Origin of the sequence: Bacillus sp. C28GYM-DRY-1, from assembly GCF_030519405.1 — a bacterium.
GTDB lineage: Bacteria > Bacillota > Bacilli > Bacillales > Bacillaceae > Bacillus > Bacillus spizizenii_A.
Window position 1 is genome coordinate 200592 of record NZ_JAUMKF010000003.1, and the last position, 16171, is coordinate 216762.

Genomic DNA, 16171 nt, shown 5'->3' on the forward strand with positions numbered 1-16171 from the left:
CTATTTATTATACAAAGGATAAGCAGTGGCTATTGAACCATCCTTATTTAAGAACATTTCTATTTTAATTCCTGTTGAATTTTCACCTATAAACTTATTAGCACCTATCTTTTTTTTATTTTGATACGCTTCATCAATAGCCTTTAACACATCTACACGATTCCATTCCTTCGGAAAAAAACTAGATTTGGCTATTTTCCTTTTTCCACTTATTTCAACATTGGCTTCATAGACACCATTTTTATCAGGTGTTTTCTCGGATCCAGGTATAATTTTTCCACCCATCATACTTTCATGATGATATCCAACCGCTTTACCGCGTCTATTAATTTCACCATGGTAAATGTGTTTCATCGTTCCCGTATTATATTTACCCGTATCCTTATTGTTAGAACGTTCAGATCTTCTGAGAACACTCTCTTTATTATCTTCAATCATACTTTTTAGGAGAGGAGTATTTTTTGCGTTATACGTATTCTCGATGTCTTGTGCAATCCCAACCAGTGCAAGATCATTCTTATTTCTAAGAATAGAATTGATGTAAGCTTTGCCTTTGTTTATTCCTTTATTGACATGAGCAGCAGCTGTTCCGCCTTCAACCACTTTACCTACTTTAGAAAGCTTGGTAGTGGTTTGCACTGCGGCACCCGCACCTTTTGGCCCAACGATATTTCCTATTGCATAACTGATATAATGTGCTCTTGTGTATGCATCACCATTTATCATTTTATCATTCCATGAATCGGCGATGTTTGTCCAGATTATTTTTGGATAAGAGGGAACGCTTAAGACTGTTGTAATTGTTTTTGTAAGTTTTAATTCCATAGGAAGCTGTGAATATTCCCAGGCTCCTACAACCAAGTCTTTGATGCCATATATCGTATCGTCAATCGTATCGTTAATCCCATCTTTAACACCATCGATGATATCAAATGCTGTCTTACCAGCATTGATGACACTTTCACCGACGGCCTCCAGCTGTTTTGCTTGTTCAAGCTGGACCACATACTGGAGCTGTTCAGGGGTGAGATTCTCATATCCGACCTTCTTAGCGATTTCTAAGTATTCATCCGGATCCGTGACTCCGTCAGCTAGCTTCTTTTTCAATTCTTTGATTTCTCGTTCTTTCGCTTCATCTTTCTTGATCTTCAGATAGGCTTCAGTCTGTTTCTCGATATCGCCTTTTTTCTTATGTATGTCACTTTCACGGTACGCCTTGGCATTGTAATGGATGGGTGTAGCATTCTTGCCTTTGCCTGTGGATTCCTCAAGCTTTTGGAAGTCTTTCTTGATGAATTGCTCGTTTGGCTCTGACTGAGCGTATTCAGTAACAAGTGCTTCGTCCACGCTTCCTAATTTATCGACTGTTTTTTTGCGTTTGTCCTCTGCATCTGCAAGTTCGTCTTTAAAGTATTCTGTCGAGAACAAATCAAGCGGAAGAATATCGTCGATATCATTTAAGATATCTTTCATCGCTTTCTTCTGTTCAGACATAATGGATTTTGATTTTGTGTAGGCGTTAGCTAGCTCGTGTTCTAAGAATGATTCTTCTATGTATGCATCAGATAAGCTGGCGTCCTCTAAAGCGCCCGAAATGCTTGTCAAAAAAGCAATTTTCATATCAATTAGATCAATCCAATTGTCAGCCACACCTGCATGATCTTGATAAAATGCTTTGATGTTGTTAGCGCCTTTTCCGGAAAACTCACTGTCATCTAAATCAGCTACAGCTTTAAAGGCCTTCTTGAGATTGACCATCTGACTTCTTAATTCCTTGTATTCTTTTGCACGTCTATCTGCTTCTGAAAGCAGTGATTTGGCTTCAAATACTTTCATGATCATATCCTTTCGTTTGAAAAGCTCCAACTAGATTTTACCATAGGGGAATGAAAAAAAAGACAGCGATGTAATTCAAATGTGGGAAATGAATCATTTGATCTGTGTAAATTTACCTATTCAGATTATTTGTTTGGAAACTGATGACGCAGTTAGACGGTTCTAGTTAATGAATGGCTTAAGAGCTGACGGCATTTATGGCCCGAAAACGAAAGCGAAACTCAAAACGTTATTGGAGTAATAAAAGAAGCCCTTTTCTAAAAGGAAATGTTTAATTGATAACAAATTTAGGATAATAAAAAAATGTCCTCTAGAATTTCAAGAGGACATTTTTAAATAATATAACCTATACCATTTGAACTTCTTGTTCTTGTGTCATTATATCTTCTCGTAAAATTATCAGTCCATACTCCTTATGAAGACCATTTACTTTATTTTTAATATAATCCTTTGGCGTAGCAAATTTAAAAGAATCAAATAAATCATTATTCTCAACTTTTTTTATAAAATTATATTGCTGTTCCAATAAGAAAATAAATTTTGAAAAACAATAATCAAATGAAATTTTACTAAATGGCAATGATAACATGAAATCGTCTGCAAGCTTAGAATCGATATCCTTTCGAAAGAGGTTCAAAAATTCATCTTCACTGTGAAATTCAACACCATTAAAGTGTCTGATTATTTCTGACGTTGAAGTTTTAATGTCTTCAATATCGGCATTTTTAACAATCATTTTTACCAAAGTGCCCAGCACATTTATAATGGCCCTGTTCTATTGCTTTAATTGCACAAAGTACAAATATATTTAATACAGAACTTTCGATTTTTTTATTATGATTATTCTCAAGGGTTATATTAACAATATCAGTCAATAACTTAATGTTATTTTTCATAATAGACTCAATAATAATTGACACTTGCAGTGTAAAAATAGCCTCCGAAGAAGGCAAACCGGTAGTGTTTTCATTACCTTCATTAGGGAGATTTATAATATTTCGAACTAACGTTAAATCACCCATATACTGATTTGTATGTAATATTGAAGTAAGTGACTTAATAGATTTAATATAAACTCTTCTCAAATTAAGAAGATCCTCATTAATTTTCGTAATTAAGCCTTTATTTAAAGATAATTGATATACTGTTTCATTTACGATTAAAGGTGGAAGTTCTATGTTTTTTGGAACTTTTAGTAATTGATGTAAATCTTCTGTTCTGGAATTTTTCAAAGAACTTTCAACTAACATCTCAATGTTTTTAAGTATTGTTGAATATACGGATTCAACGTCCATAATTATGTCTAAAGATACTAAATTTTCGTTAAACATAGAATCTTTACTATAACTTGTAAAGATAACTAATTCATCAGTTACATCTTTTAAAGCTTTAGAAACATCTTTCGAGAGGTTATACTTAGTTTTTGATAATAATATTTGGGTTAATATTTGTATTGCTAAATCTAAACTTTCAAGTTCCTTTAAGTACTTTTTTCTGATTTCATCTTTTGAAATAATGAATAATATAGAAAGAAAATACTTACATGTATTTTTAATAAAATTAATTTTAATATTATTCTCAATGCTCTTATATAACTTTTCAGCTATATAGATTATAGAACTATATATATAGCTGTACATTTTTATTTTTCCATTTACTTTTTTAATGACTTTTAAGTGACGATCTTTAACAGCAAAGATATTAACAGAGTTAAACAACTCTTTATATGTATAAAAAATAAAGAAAGCCCATAGTGCACAGAATACTACGAAAAGATTATTGAACCAAGTATTTCTGATTTCAGAATAGTAATGTAATCCAAGAAAAACAAGAACAATGACAGTAAAAACAATTGAAATAAGTGCATTCTTAGAAACCTTTTTTTGTTTCAAATAAGAATAAGTAACTTCTTTCCTTTCTTTATAACTAAATAAATAAATTGTTAAAGTAAACGGGATTAATAATCTAAAAATAGGAGGGAGTTGATCATATAATATTCTAGATGAGTGGTCAAAAGAATTAGCTAAAAAATTAAAAAAATTCATTAAATTTATCTCTCCTAAAAAATTACGGCTTTTTTAATTAGCCGTAATAAAGAAATCCTTTAATTTTCTTTTTGGTATTTTTGCATTAGAAGATATAAAATCAGGTAACCCGTTTCTTGCATCTTTCCAAGGATCTTCGTTATGGGTAGCCTCTTCTAATTCTTTCCCTGTTTTGTTCTTATATTCCTTCCATATTTTTTCAAGGAAGGCTTTTAACTCTGGATCTATATTTTTAATAATCTCGTCATTTTCAGGCGGTTTAATATCACTATATCCGAATTTTTTATACTCATGATAAACCTCCGGAACAACTGGGCCGTGTACCCATGCTTCAATTTCCTCTTCAAATAAGGGTTTACCTTTTAGTGCTAAGAATTTTCCCTGAGCGTAGTATAAAATTTTTTGGAGTTTTAAGTTTGTAATATTGTTTGATGTACCAGGTTTACTTAGTGATATAAAGAATTTGGCGATATCTGAGGCAGTCATCTAAACCCCTCCTTATTACGTTTGTTTATATATAATGTACTCTATTTTTTAGAGAACGTCATTACTTTTCAAACATTTATTTGATTAATAAGCAATGTTGTTCATGAATTTTATTACTCATCTACAGACAAGAGCGTTTCAACTGCAATAAACCATGTATTCCCTTTTAAATCCTTCATATGTAGCCTCTGTTTAACTCCATCTATATAATGAATATGCCCTGTACTTCTTCAATAAAACCGTCTTTGTATATGAGGATGACCTGAACCCGAGTTGTATTCCATCGCTTCGCAAAGAGTGCGTGCCATCTCCTCCAGCTGGTTATTCATCGAGAATGGGTTTTTCGATCTTCTGGACTTCTCTCTTTCTGTTTAAAAGAGCAGCCCTTTGCTCAGGCAATATAAATTTTTGTTCCCATCTCTTGTCGTAAATTCCTTCACTCATTCCGAGCATCTCCTTGGTTAAATTATTGTGAACAAATGTTCTTTTATCAACGGAGAAAATATTGGAATATAAAGAACTGTAGTTTAATCCTAAATGAAAAGAATCGGTTAGTTATTATACAACTTGGGGACAGATGGGGACGAATTGGGGACCAACTTGTTCATTTTTAGCCAAAACAGAAGATTTTTTATCAGAAAAACTGGTCAGCAAACCTTATAAAATAAGGTTTTAAAATAAAACGTCTGTTCGCATCAGAACATAATCGCTACCTTGACAGGGTAGAGGTCGCTGGTTCGAGCCCAGTCGGAATCATACACGATTCGAAACGGTAGGAAAACGTTGATATAACGGCATTCCTACCGTTTTTTGTTTGCGTTGACTTAGTCGATGACTTAGGCGTATTAATGCGTAGGATAGCGGTGGACCGTTACCGTGTTTGAACGTTTCTTATTCTATTAAACCGGAATAGGAGGCGTTCTTTTTTTATGGATGATATTCGGAAGGGTAAACCGATTAAACGAATACGCAGGCGTAAACTTCGTGATCTCGGTGACTTAGACAGATTATTTCAGACGTTCATCACGATAAAGACAGCCGAAGGGAAAGCGAAAGGAACGTTACAACAGTATCGCGATAATTATAAATCTTTTACTACGTTTCTTGACGAATTCGATATACCTCGTTCTCCTACGGTTATTGACAGAGATACAATACGACACTACATAAACTATATGCGCGATGATTGGGTGCAATTTAAGGGGAACGTTTATATATCAGATGAGGAAAAGAAGCGAGGTCTATCAGATAGCACGATAAATACGCGCTTAAAAACACTTCGAGTGATGTATAACACCCTGGAGAACGAAGGACTTATTGACAATAATATAATGGACGGAGTTAAGAACGTAACAACCAGATGAGCTGCAACGCCTTTTAAAAGCACCTGATAAGAAAAACTTTGCAGATTTTCGTGATTATGTATTGATGAACGTACTGTTAGACGGAATGATGCGAATTGGTGAAATAACACATGTTGAAAAGCGAGATTTTGATTTTAAAACTCATATATTAACGATTCGATCATCTATTGCGAAAAAATCGAAAGACAAGATATATACCTTGGCTACCTACTACAAGTCGGCTAGTTCAAGAGTTAATCGCAGAAATGAATTTTAAAAGTATTATGTTTTTCTGACTAAGAGGGCGTTCTGATTGGTCTATGGATTTTTGTAAACGATTTGGAAAGCTGATCTAGAAATCAGGAGGGCAAAAAAGACGCCGATTTACTCAGCGTCCTCTTCCGTGGCTTCTTTTATTTCGTATAGCTCCTCGACTTCTACTTCGAGCGCCTTATCAATTGAAAATACGTGCCAATCTTCATGGCGGCTGCTCTTATCGAATCGCGATATAGAGCCCTGCGGTACACCCGATGCTTCGTATAGCCTTACTTGCGTCCATCCTTTCGCCTTCAAAACCGGGTGTAAGCGTGGCTTAGCGTTTCATTTCATTTTGCTCACCTCTGCGACTGAACTTGTCTATAATTTTTATAGAATATATTGATATTAAAAAGTGGCTTTTTATCTCGCTTTAAAGCTAGTAACAAAAGTTTCTCCATCGTTCTCCGCGTTCACGATCAGCTGGGCACTTTCACTGATACGCTGAGCAAGTGCTTTTTGCGCTTTTCCCTCGAAGCTGTATAAAAGGGCTGAATATACGTCGTTTAATTCTTCTTGCAGCGAATTCATCTCGAACTTTGGCTTTAGGTTTTTACGAACCGTAGCTAGCTTAGTATTTGCCACTTGCGTCATCCCTGCTTTCAGCATTTGACGTTGCAGCTGTTTTCGCATTGGATCATCTTTATGTTCTAAAAGGTTGTCTAACGTTGGCATTGCGGTGTCACTCCTATAATCTTAGCCAATTGGCAAGCATTTGATCTTTTTCCTCAAAATCGTCGGCGATTTTATTTAAGAAACCGCCTATTTCCTCAAGGTCTGTAATTGCTGCCTGTAGCGAATCTATGTATGATTGTTCAGCCTGTGTGTCGTAAAATATCGGTCCTTTATCGTAAGACTGGGCTATATCCTCTAACGTATTGGTTACATCATGCGCATTTAGCTGATCATAAAAGCCATGGCCAACTTGACCGTAAAATTCCGTCTTTAGTTCAGCAACTTTCTCATCGTGCTCTTGATAAGCATTTTGCCTTCTTTTTTCATCATTCTCAGATCCTCGACCATCGCGTCAACTTTTTCGGCAAGTTTTTTCGCACTTTTGGGAGTGACTTTAATGGCATCCCCGCCGCCGATCGCGCCAGCCGGTAGCATTGCGTTTAGGTTTTTATCGTAGACAAGCTCATCGCCGTTTACGTTCGTGATATTTCCGTTCTCATCAAATATAAAGTTTGCCTCATTTAGACCGTGTGTATCTGGATTGCGAACAATAACTGTGCCTATAAAGTAGGCGAGGTTCTTAGCGATTTGATCACCCCATCGCCCGCTAAGTCTCTGTTCGCGACTGAATTGCGATAGTGCTGGATTCTTTGTGTAAATTGTGGTCCCGTTGTGGCGATCATACTCGTTCCAGTAACCGGCTCCGACCATATCATCTGGGTTGATGATAGACCTCACGTAAGGGTCGTACAAGCCATCGTTTATTTCTTTTTGCATGTTATCAGTATGTAGTTTGACGACAGAAGGGCTGTTAAACGCGACCGCATAGATATCATTATTTACCGCACTATACTCTGCTTCTGCACCTCCAAGCGAATGACCAGTTGTTGAAACAATCGTCGATGTTCCGTTATACTTTCTTTTCACTTCTTTAACGAGCTGGTCTGCTTGGTCGATTTGCGATGTTTTCGTAATGAGTTTATAGTCTCCGGTTGTAAGCATCGCGTCTTGAGAAGGTGTTCCGTTGTATTTTCCAAGTGTTTTAGACGTGTCTTTTGCGTCCTTTTTAACGATATAATGAGCTTCTTTTTTGGGGTCGCTTCCAAAAACTATGTTGCCGCCGTCGGCTTTTACGCCATCATTGATCGGGTTTTTTGCGAGATCAGTGCCTGCGAAGGCTACGACAACATTTTGAGGATTAGCTGATTTTACCCACTTGCCGTTTTTCTTTTCAGCTTGAGCTAATACAACCGCGTCAAGTCCTGTATCACTGTCTGATTTTATTTGGTCAACGTACCACCTAGTAGGAGATTTTATTTTTAAGGGTTTTTGGGTTTTCAAATGATTTTTAAGGGTTTCATAATCATAAGATATTTGGCTTATATAAAAGTATTCTCGATCACTGATTTTCGGCACAACGACGTTTTTAGACATGTACAACACCTCAAAGTTGATGTAAAATTAATATAAGAAAGGATGAGTTTGTGAAAAAAAACATAATTATCCTAATCTCTGTTGTAATTATAGCATTAGGAGGTATTTACATGAAGTACCAACAGGATAAAGATGAAACAGAACAAGAACTCTTTAACCAAGCGAAAGAAAAAATGGATAGTTACATAAAAGCTAATTACAGCGATATAAATCAAATTACATACTATAACGAGTACAAAATAAATCCTATGGGCGGTATTTCTGTAAAAGGGTATTTGAATAGTAATAAGGAAAAAGAATTCTTTGGACTTTATGATGAAACTAATGACGAAATAGGGGTTTCATCAGTCGATGCAGAAGAGAAGCCGGAGTGTCAGGAGAAAGAGTGTGATTATTAATAAAGACGCCATTCGTGGCGTCTTTATTTTTGAATTATACCTTCAATTGCCTCGGATATCGTGGATCATTTTTCTAAACCGCGAGCTACATGTGTACTTTGCCTGCTATTGCTGCGTAAGCTTCGTATATATTATTGGCTTCAAAAACTCTAACCGATAGATCCCTCTCCTTAAAGAGTAGCCATTCTTGTTTTTCTCCTTCAAATAACATGATTATCTCCTTCTACTTCGTTTAAACTTATAATCTCGTTTATATCTTCAATGTCTAAGGCATTTGCTATACGTTCAATATGACCAAAATTAATATTTTGCCTCTTACCATTTATCAGTTCACTTAACGCGGCATGTCTTATTCCACATTTATCAGCAAACGAATGGCGGCATATCACTGTCGATTATGTAAACTATCCGAACGCCTGGGACTCGGAAGGCTATCGCGAGCCAATCGAGGTTTTGTATGTCGGAAATAACGTCACGCTAGATGTTAGCTCAGGTTATCTATCTTTATCGAGATTGCATTACAACGAAGAAGGCAAACCGGAACTTGGTGAAAAGGCTCAGGAACTTATCGAGTTTGAGACCGGAATTGATATCAGTCTTAGTGCAGAAGAAGTCGCAAGTATGACCGTTCTAGAGTTTATGACTAAATTAGCGAAAGCAAAAGGGGGAGCGAAATAATGAAAAAAATCAGCATTAACCACCTGTATTTTATCGAAGATGGCAAACGGATTGAGGAAATGGTAGAAGCAGTTGACCTCGGAAATGGCTACGCACTTACAATGACTGACGCGAATGAATCAGAGCAATTGGTGATGATTCATACGATATATGATGGGACATACGAACCTGAGATCGGGCAACACTCTGCAGTAAGTGAAGATGTAATGTATACGTTGCCAAAAAGCGGTGCTATTCCGAGTTTAGAAGAAATTGCAGCCATGTCAGCGGTCGAGCTTATGTTATTCTTAGCCGGTAAGTTTGGAAAGGAGGCGGCATAAATGCAAGTTCGTTATGTACGGACAATTGTCGGATGGTTTAACGTGTATGCGGCAGGAACTGACCGTTACGTCAATTTGGAGCCGGAGGACTTTTTCACACTTTTACCGCAAGTATCTCGGCGGGCACGCTCTGGTTGCGGTGTTCGAGCCCAGTCGGAATCATAGCTTAAACCCTTGCGCAGCAGGGGTTTTTTACTTTTCTTATTTAGTTATTTTGTCATCATTCAGCTCTGTTTCTGTGCCAGAGTTTTAGGTTCGGATATTCATTTTACTTGTTGACGTTGTATTTCTACATGGATAAGAATGTTATTAACTTTGAAAATGATAGTTAATAGGGTTTATTCATGGTCTATTGCAGCTGGCATTTTCGTTCCAAAATGTGGTCCCGTTGCGGCGGTCATACCCGTTCCGGTAACCGGCTCCGACCATATCATCCGGGTTGATAAAAGACCTCACGTAAGGGTCATACAAGCCTTCGTTTATTTCTTTTTGCTTGTTTTCAGTAAGTAGTTTGAGAACAGAAAGGCTTGAAGTCCTAATTTTCTTACCAACACCTTTCATGTCATGTAAAATAATGAAGGGAAAGGGATGATCTTTTTTGAAAAAATACCTTATTATTCTACTATTGTTAATTATAACTGTTGGGGGACTGATTATGAAGCATCAATATGATGTGAAAAAGGAAGAAAGTGCTCTTTTTGAAAAAGCTAAAAGTAAAATGACTGAATACCTTCATAGTGAATACAAGGGTATAGAGAAAATTTCTTATTACGAGGATTATTTCATTGATCCAACTGGTGGAATTACCGTTGAGGGATATCTTAATAGCGATAAAACTAAAGAGTTTGATGGCCTGTATGATCCTGTTAGTGACAAAATAGGAAGCTCCTCTGTGGACGCAGAAGAAAAATCTTAAGACGCTTAGATGGCGTCTGTTTTTGTATTATACCTTCAATTGTCTCGGGTATCGTAGACCATTTTTTCAAGTCCGAGAGCTACATGTATGCCTTTGCCTGCTATTGTGCGTATGCTCCGTAAGTATTATTGGTTTCCAAAAACTTAAACGATAGATTCCTCTCTCTAAAGAGTGCCCATTCTTAAAACGTAAATTGCTAGAGAGAAATCAAACACAGGTGAGGGAACTTCACAGAGAAAAATTGAAGTAGAGTTGAAGATGATTGACGCCTATTCGGAGAGTTGGATTGAGGCTTTAAAAAGTACCTGCCTACCCTTTCGGGAAAAAATCGCTCCGCAGGAATAACTGGAGGGGGTCCGTTCACACCAACCATCCCAAAACGCCCAAATTGTGGTGAACTTAGAAATTTTACAGATGCAATTAAAGATAAAGACTCAAATAAAGTTCTATGTTGAGTTGGAGTATTATTGAAACAATAAAAGGTTTGAATCATTACAAGGGAAATTAGGTGGCAGCACCATACTTGCAGAGACTTTTCAATCTATGAATACTAACGAATTTATTAATTCAGTGCATGATTTAAATAAAAACCCAGGTATAAATATTAAGTCGATAAAATAAAAACCCCATTTGTAAGTCCGAAATGGGGTTATTTCTTATTGTAATTAAGGGTAGATTGTTGGCGTATTGTTGTCCAACTCTGCCAACAAATATTTGGAATTGTATATCTGAAAAAAATACTAATGTAAGTTATATGGGAATATAAAAACCTTCGTTGGAGAATAAAATACATGTGATTATAGGAGGGAAAAATGAAAAGAGAAACTAAAATTATACTCTCAATCTTAGAGGCACTTCTAGTTTTTTTGATAGCACTACCTGTTCTACCTCCTGTTCTTTATTCAACTGCTTCTGAGAAAGGAGCAATGAGATACGAACTGTATAAAAGGGGATATCCATACCAAAGCTACTTTTCAGTTCTCCAAAAAAGAGAAGGTGACAATGAATCTGGGAATCTTTATTATGTAAATTGGCTGGATTGGAAAGATGAAACAGGGCAAACTCCTCACTTATGTTATGCAAAAAAAGCATCGGATGGTGAATACAAAGTTAGCTGGGGAACAGGGGCATAAAAACACTTTTAATAGGTCGAAGACGGAAAGCCTGCGGACTACTGGTCATTGGACAGAGAACTCTGTGCTTTGGTTGGTGTCTGTTTTTTATTTCGTAAATTTCAGAATGTCTCCCACGATTACCTAGACAGTTAACTCCAAAACATAAAAATCGCTTTTTCCGGAACCTTCGGTAAAAAACGAAACTTTTGAATCTATGATTTTACGTTATAATGTAAGCGATTGCATTTATAGTATACTTTTACTATCTATTTGTTCAAGTGGATATTGACAGGAAGGATAGAAAAACAGATGAAATACATGAATTCAAGACAAAAAGAGATTTTGTATCTGTTGTTATCTGAACCTGATGACTATTTAGTTGTGCAAGATTTCGCAGACAGGGTACAGTGTTCTGAAAAAACAATCCGGAATGATTTGAAAGTGATAGGGGATTATCTCAATGAGCATTCTCACGCGGAGCTCATTCGGAAACCAGGGTTAGGCGTATTTTTACATATAGAAGAACAGGAAAGAACCTGGTTAAGCCAACAATTACATACAGAACATACTCATTCTAGGCAGCGGACTGATGAAGAAAGAATGCTTCATATTGCTTATGACTTATTAATGAATGTAAAGCCTGTTTCCGCAAAAGAGATAGCCGCTCAGCATTTCGTGAATCGATCATCCATTAAAAAGGATTTATGTGCGGTAGAAGAGTGGCTGAAGCGATTTGACCTTACATTGGTTTCTAGGCAGCGGCTTGGTTTGAAGGTTGAAGGGAACGAAAAAAATAAAAGAAAAGCATTGGCTAGAATATCTGATTTGATTGATAACACAGAGTTTACTAGCCAATTTATTAAAAGGAAGTTCTTACCTCACGAAGTCAATTTTGTGGCGAAAGAAATCAAATCGATACAAAAAAAGCATTCGCTCTATTTCACAGACGAGACGTTTGAGCGTTTGCTGCTGCATACATTGTTCATAATCCGCCGGATCAAAATGAAGCAGCCGATCTCGATATCTCCAAGAGAACTGGCGGCAGTTAAGAAGAAGAAGGAATATCAATGGACTTTTGCTTGTTTGCAACGGCTTGAGCCGGTTTTTGCAATTCGTTTTCCTGAAGAAGAAGCCGTGTATTTAACATTACATATATTGGGTGGGAAAGTTCGTTATCCATTAGAGAAAGAAGAGACAAAGGACCTTGAAAATGAGGTTCTTCCAAAGGTTGTAAAATATTTAATCAACTGTGTTTCAGATCTGAAAATGCTGGATTTTCATAAAGATCAGGATTTGATCAACGGATTGAATATTCATCTCAATACAGTGTTACAGCGGCTGAGCTACGATCTTTCTGTATCAAATCCTATGCTTAATGACATCAAAATGATGTACCCTTATTTGTTTCATCTGATCATTGACGTCCTGGAAGACATCAATCAAACGTTTGAGCTTTATATCCCTGAGGAAGAGGCAGCATATTTGACGCTGCATTTTCAGGCAGCGATTGAAAGGATGCATTGCAGCAGCGAGATACATAAAAAGGCGATCATCGTCTGCCACATGGGGATTGGAATGTCACAATTGCTGCGGACAAAAATTGAACGGAAATGTCATCATATCGCTGTAATGGCCTGTATCGCTAAAGCCGATCTAAAGGAATTCATCAAACAGCATGAGGATATCGATCTTGTCATTTCCACCATTGCGCTGGAGCATGTAACGATTCCCCATATTGTTGTATCACCGCTTTTGGAGCCTGGTGATGAGAAAAAATTGTCACCAAAAAAGCCATTCCGGTTAATGGTTTTTCTGCGCTTGCAAACGCGATCCAAAATCCACCGAAGGCTCCTATCGAGTTTGATATGATAATGCCGGGTTTTGCAAGTTTGATAAAGTCGTAAACTGTTACCCGGTTCGAAGCTTTTATGTATGGCGTTTCAGATATAGCTGCAGACTCTCTTGTATTCCCCAAAAATAGACGCCTCCCCCAAAACTGCATGCTTTTGTTATCGTAACAAGGGGGATATGAAATCGGCAATCATTTCCTATAATTGTCATCATATTGTCATTTTTAAAACAAAAATGGGGAGCTGGACTGCCCCCATTTTTGTAAACGACGACTAGGATCCGTATCCTCCGCCATAAGGATAGTAAGGCGGGCGTGGGCGCGGGTAATAGTAAGGCGGACGCGGATAATACGGGTAAGGATAGGGATAGAACGGATAGTATGGTCTTGGGTAATAATAAGGCGGATAATATGGCGGTCTTGGGCGCGGATAATGATAAGGCTGTCTTTCATCATAAGGTGTACTTTGTTCAAATGTCTGGTCATTTAAAGGATAATCCAAGAGGAAAACCTCCCTAGTTTTTTTAATTCTGTATACCATATTCTTGATGTTTGAGTTGGGTGTCTGTCCATATGTGAAATCTTGTTTTTTTTTTGGTGAATTCTCTGAGAAAAAGGATTGACAAGAACTTCTAAATCTCATAATATTACAAATGTAAAATAAATGTTACTATAATGTTACAAAAACATTTCTAAATAGATACAGTTCTAATTGAAGAAAAATAAGTCGAACCGGTTATGAAAGAAGGAATTTGGGTTGTTTGCAAAAAGAATTAAATGGTTTCATGTATTAATAGCAGTTGTATGCGTGGCGGGCCTTATCGGCTTTTTTCATCATTCATTAAAAAAAGAAATGGTTATGAATAAAGTAAAAACTGATTCTCAGTATGGGAATGTGGAGATTGCAACGCTCGTGAATGATGGGAAAACCTTCAATTACGCGGTCAACTATCCCGTTTTCAAAAATAAAAAAATGGATTCGGTATTAAAGAGTTTCGCAGAGAAAGAGGTTCGCCAATTTCAGAAAGAAACAAAAGACGTTGATCAGGAACATACGACAAAGCGCAACGAATTAAATGTTGATTATAAAATTGTCCATTATGCCAAGCAGACTGTAGCGATTGTATTTAATGAATATAAATTGATCGGCGGTGCACACGGCCAAACCGTGAAAAAAACGTTTAACTATGATTTTAGTAAGCAAGCTTTTCTTTCAATTGATGATCTTTTCAAAGAGGACGCTGACTATTTACATAAGCTTTCATTAATCGCTTATCATGAGCTGAAAAAGGATAAGGACATTGCTGCAGACGATGCACTATTAAGAGAAGGCACGGCACCGAAAAAAGATCATTTCAGCCGCTTTGCCATCAAAGAAGATTATATCGAATTTTATTTTGATACATATCAGGTCGCAGCAGGCAATCTTGGAGAGCAATCGATTGCTATTAAGAAAAGCCTTTTGAAAGACATCGTGAAAGAACAATATATTGATAAAGCAAAAAACAAAAATAAAATCAAAGAACAAAAACCGAAGCATGAAGTGATTTCTTTACCCAAAGAGGAAACGGTTGATCCTAATCAAAAAGTCATTGCACTTACTTTCGACGACGGCCCGAATCCTGCGACAACAAATCAGATTCTGGACTCCTTGAAGAAATATAAGGGGCATGCCACGTTTTTTGTTCTCGGGAGCAGGGTGCAATATTACCCGGAAACGCTTCAAAGAATGCTGAAGGAAGGAAATGAAGTGGGGAACCATTCGTGGAGCCATCCGCTTCTCACAAGGCTTTCAGTGAAAGAGGCATTAAAGCAAATCAATGACACGCAAGATATCATTGAAAAAATAAGCGGATACCGCCCAACGCTCGTAAGACCTCCATACGGCGGCATTAATGATGAGCTGCGGAGTCAATTGAAAATGGAAGTAGCATTATGGGATGTTGATCCGGAAGATTGGAAAGACCGAAACAAAAAAACAATCGTTGATCGTGTCATGAGTCAGGCGGGAGATGGAAGAACCATCCTGATTCACGACATTTACCGCACCTCTGCTGATGCTGCCGATGAAATAATCAAAAAACTCACTGATCAAGGCTATCAATTAGTGACGGTCTCTCAGCTTGAAGAGGTGAAAAAACAAAGAGAAGCGAGTTAATACGAAAAGGCTGCCGCGGATATTGGCCGGACAGCCTTTTTTCTTTTTAATAAGAGCCTGTGGTGGCCCAAACATTCAGGCTAGGTCCTGAATACTTGCCGAAAGCGTAAGAAGTCCTTGGGTCTAAATCATATACCATCGGCGTATAACAAGATTTTTGGCCGGCAACCGCTTTTCCGTTGCCGCCTGCAGAATCACAATTATATCTCTTTCCGTCCGTGTTCCGGGTAATCTCCGCATTTGCTTCAAAGCCTGACGTCAATGTATGATTCATCGTAATTTTTGCCCAAGCCGTTTTACACGTACTGCTGAATTTAAGCTCGACTACCCCGATGACTTGATTGTTGGCATTCACTAAGTTTGAGGATTTTTTTGTAGAGCGCTGGATGCACAATCATTGTAATAAGGGCTTTTTCCATCATAGGCATGGGTTTCCGCATTGGCAGGCGCTCCTTTGACGGCAAAAATCAATACAAATGCGAATAACACCAATGAAACCTTTGTAAACAGTCTTTTCATGTCCTTTATGACCTCCTTAATATGGCAAACAATAAATCATACGGAGGAACAATCAAAACATGAATGCTTTTTTGTGGACAATAA

Annotated in this window: 18 protein-coding genes and 7 pseudogenes; 11 read left to right on the plus strand and 14 right to left on the minus strand. The window is 37.2% G+C overall.

Annotated features, from left to right (window positions below):
- Window positions 1-1836, minus strand: a complete 1836-nt coding sequence (locus Q3W56_RS04875) for a T7SS effector LXG polymorphic toxin (protein ID WP_302894692.1) — start codon at window positions 1834-1836, stop codon at window positions 1-3.
- A 136-nt stretch (window positions 1837-1972) separates the two neighbouring features.
- Between Q3W56_RS04875 and Q3W56_RS04880 the strand changes: the two are divergent.
- Window positions 1973-2077, plus strand: a pseudogene (locus Q3W56_RS04880) (peptidoglycan-binding domain-containing protein); the annotation flags it as partial.
- Window positions 2078-2182: 105 nt separating this feature from the next.
- On the opposite strand, the gene Q3W56_RS04885 reads toward Q3W56_RS04880, so the two are convergent.
- The 4 genes and pseudogenes from Q3W56_RS04885 to Q3W56_RS21155 form a co-directional block, all read right to left on the minus strand.
- Complete coding sequence (locus Q3W56_RS04885) at window positions 2183-2581, minus strand: hypothetical protein (RefSeq protein WP_302894693.1); 399 nt, start codon at window positions 2579-2581, stop codon at window positions 2183-2185.
- Window positions 2562-3881, minus strand: a complete 1320-nt coding sequence (locus Q3W56_RS04890) for a hypothetical protein (RefSeq protein ID WP_302894694.1) — start codon at window positions 3879-3881, stop codon at window positions 2562-2564. Before Q3W56_RS04890 ends, Q3W56_RS04885 begins: the two co-directional genes overlap by 20 nt.
- A 33-nt stretch (window positions 3882-3914) precedes the next feature.
- The gene (locus tag Q3W56_RS04895) at window positions 3915-4367 is read right to left on the minus strand and encodes a Panacea domain-containing protein (protein ID WP_302894695.1); all 453 of its coding nucleotides are present in this window, start codon (window positions 4365-4367) and stop codon (window positions 3915-3917) included.
- 113 nt (window positions 4368-4480) lie between these two features.
- A pseudogene (locus tag Q3W56_RS21155) lies at window positions 4481-4811 on the minus strand (YolD-like family protein).
- 485 nt (window positions 4812-5296) lie between these two features.
- On the opposite strand from Q3W56_RS21155, the gene Q3W56_RS20980 reads away from it, so the two are divergent.
- The gene (locus Q3W56_RS20980) at window positions 5297-5731 is read left to right on the plus strand and encodes a phage integrase SAM-like domain-containing protein (protein WP_368045751.1); all 435 of its coding nucleotides are present in this window, start codon (window positions 5297-5299) and stop codon (window positions 5729-5731) included.
- Window position 5732: 1 nt separating this feature from the next.
- The gene (locus Q3W56_RS20985; RefSeq protein WP_368045754.1) at window positions 5733-5987 is read left to right on the plus strand and encodes a tyrosine-type recombinase/integrase; all 255 of its coding nucleotides are present in this window, start codon (window positions 5733-5735) and stop codon (window positions 5985-5987) included.
- Between the two features lie 107 nt (window positions 5988-6094).
- On the opposite strand, the gene Q3W56_RS04905 is transcribed toward Q3W56_RS20985, so the two are convergent.
- The 3 genes and pseudogenes from Q3W56_RS04905 to Q3W56_RS04915 form a co-directional block, all read right to left on the minus strand.
- The gene (locus tag Q3W56_RS04905) at window positions 6095-6283 is read right to left on the minus strand and encodes an XRE family transcriptional regulator (protein WP_302894697.1); all 189 of its coding nucleotides are present in this window, start codon (window positions 6281-6283) and stop codon (window positions 6095-6097) included.
- 105 nt (window positions 6284-6388) lie between these two features.
- Complete coding sequence (locus tag Q3W56_RS04910) at window positions 6389-6700, minus strand: hypothetical protein (RefSeq protein ID WP_019714019.1); 312 nt, start codon at window positions 6698-6700, stop codon at window positions 6389-6391.
- Window positions 6701-6713: 13 nt separating this feature from the next.
- Window positions 6714-8134: pseudogene (locus Q3W56_RS04915) on the minus strand (lipase).
- Window positions 8135-8244: 110 nt separating this feature from the next.
- Between Q3W56_RS04915 and Q3W56_RS04920 the strand changes: the two are divergent.
- A complete protein-coding gene (locus Q3W56_RS04920) occupies window positions 8245-8532 on the plus strand; it encodes a DUF1433 domain-containing protein (protein WP_302894698.1) in 288 nt (95 codons plus the stop codon).
- An 85-nt stretch (window positions 8533-8617) separates the two neighbouring features.
- Here Q3W56_RS04920 and Q3W56_RS04925 read toward each other — a convergent pair whose 3' ends face one another.
- Together Q3W56_RS04925 and Q3W56_RS04930 are read right to left on the minus strand one after the other, a co-directional pair.
- Window positions 8618-8743: a hypothetical protein gene (locus Q3W56_RS04925; protein ID WP_302894699.1), complete on the minus strand. Its 126-nt coding sequence runs from the start codon at window positions 8741-8743 to the stop codon at window positions 8618-8620.
- Entirely contained in the window at window positions 8733-8921 is a 189-nt protein-coding gene (locus Q3W56_RS04930) for a helix-turn-helix domain-containing protein (RefSeq protein ID WP_302894700.1), read from the minus strand. The genes Q3W56_RS04925 and Q3W56_RS04930 overlap by 11 nt, the downstream gene beginning before the upstream one ends.
- A gap of 64 nt (window positions 8922-8985) precedes the next feature.
- Between Q3W56_RS04930 and Q3W56_RS04935 the strand changes: the two genes are divergently transcribed.
- Genes Q3W56_RS04935 through Q3W56_RS04945 form a run of 3 tightly spaced genes read left to right on the plus strand, consistent with a single transcriptional unit; the run spans window position 8986 to window position 9695 of the window.
- Complete coding sequence (locus Q3W56_RS04935) at window positions 8986-9210, plus strand: hypothetical protein (protein WP_302894701.1); 225 nt, start codon at window positions 8986-8988, stop codon at window positions 9208-9210.
- Complete coding sequence (locus Q3W56_RS04940; protein WP_302894702.1) at window positions 9210-9530, plus strand: hypothetical protein; 321 nt, start codon at window positions 9210-9212, stop codon at window positions 9528-9530. The genes Q3W56_RS04935 and Q3W56_RS04940 overlap by 1 nt, the downstream gene beginning before the upstream one ends.
- Complete coding sequence (locus Q3W56_RS04945; RefSeq protein WP_302894703.1) at window positions 9531-9695, plus strand: hypothetical protein; 165 nt, start codon at window positions 9531-9533, stop codon at window positions 9693-9695. It begins immediately after the preceding gene.
- 183 nt (window positions 9696-9878) lie between these two features.
- Here the strand turns inward: Q3W56_RS04945 and Q3W56_RS04950 are convergent.
- Window positions 9879-10061, minus strand: a pseudogene (locus Q3W56_RS04950) (lipase); the annotation flags it as partial.
- A gap of 67 nt (window positions 10062-10128) precedes the next feature.
- On the opposite strand from Q3W56_RS04950, the gene Q3W56_RS04955 reads away from it, so the two are divergent.
- The 3 genes and pseudogenes from Q3W56_RS04955 to manR all read left to right on the plus strand — a co-directional run.
- The gene (locus tag Q3W56_RS04955) at window positions 10129-10446 is read left to right on the plus strand and encodes a DUF1433 domain-containing protein (protein ID WP_302894704.1); all 318 of its coding nucleotides are present in this window, start codon (window positions 10129-10131) and stop codon (window positions 10444-10446) included.
- An 812-nt stretch (window positions 10447-11258) separates the two neighbouring features.
- Window positions 11259-11579, plus strand: coding sequence for a hypothetical protein (locus Q3W56_RS04960; protein WP_302894705.1), 321 nt, complete (start codon window positions 11259-11261; stop codon window positions 11577-11579).
- Window positions 11580-11870: 291 nt separating this feature from the next.
- Window positions 11871-13343: pseudogene (manR, locus tag Q3W56_RS04965) on the plus strand (mannose transport/utilization transcriptional regulator ManR); the annotation flags it as partial.
- Here manR and Q3W56_RS04970 read toward each other — a convergent pair.
- Both Q3W56_RS04970 and Q3W56_RS04975 read right to left on the minus strand, forming a co-directional pair.
- Window positions 13336-13563 (minus strand): annotated as a pseudogene (locus Q3W56_RS04970) (heme o synthase); the annotation flags it as partial. The pseudogenes manR and Q3W56_RS04970 sit on opposite strands and share 8 nt — an antisense overlap.
- 121 nt (window positions 13564-13684) lie before the next feature.
- Window positions 13685-13912 (minus strand): hypothetical protein, encoded by a 228-nt coding sequence (locus Q3W56_RS04975; protein WP_019714037.1) that lies wholly within the window; start codon window positions 13910-13912, stop codon window positions 13685-13687.
- 255 nt (window positions 13913-14167) lie between these two features.
- Here Q3W56_RS04975 and pdaC point away from each other — a divergent pair, with 255 nt between their 5' ends.
- Window positions 14168-15568, plus strand: a complete 1401-nt coding sequence (pdaC, locus tag Q3W56_RS04980) for a peptidoglycan-N-acetylmuramic acid deacetylase PdaC (RefSeq protein ID WP_302894706.1) — start codon at window positions 14168-14170, stop codon at window positions 15566-15568.
- Window positions 15569-15614: 46 nt separating this feature from the next.
- Here the strand turns inward: pdaC and Q3W56_RS04985 are convergent.
- A pseudogene (locus tag Q3W56_RS04985) lies at window positions 15615-16087 on the minus strand (YjfA family protein).
- Window positions 16088-16171: the final 84 nt, after the last annotated feature.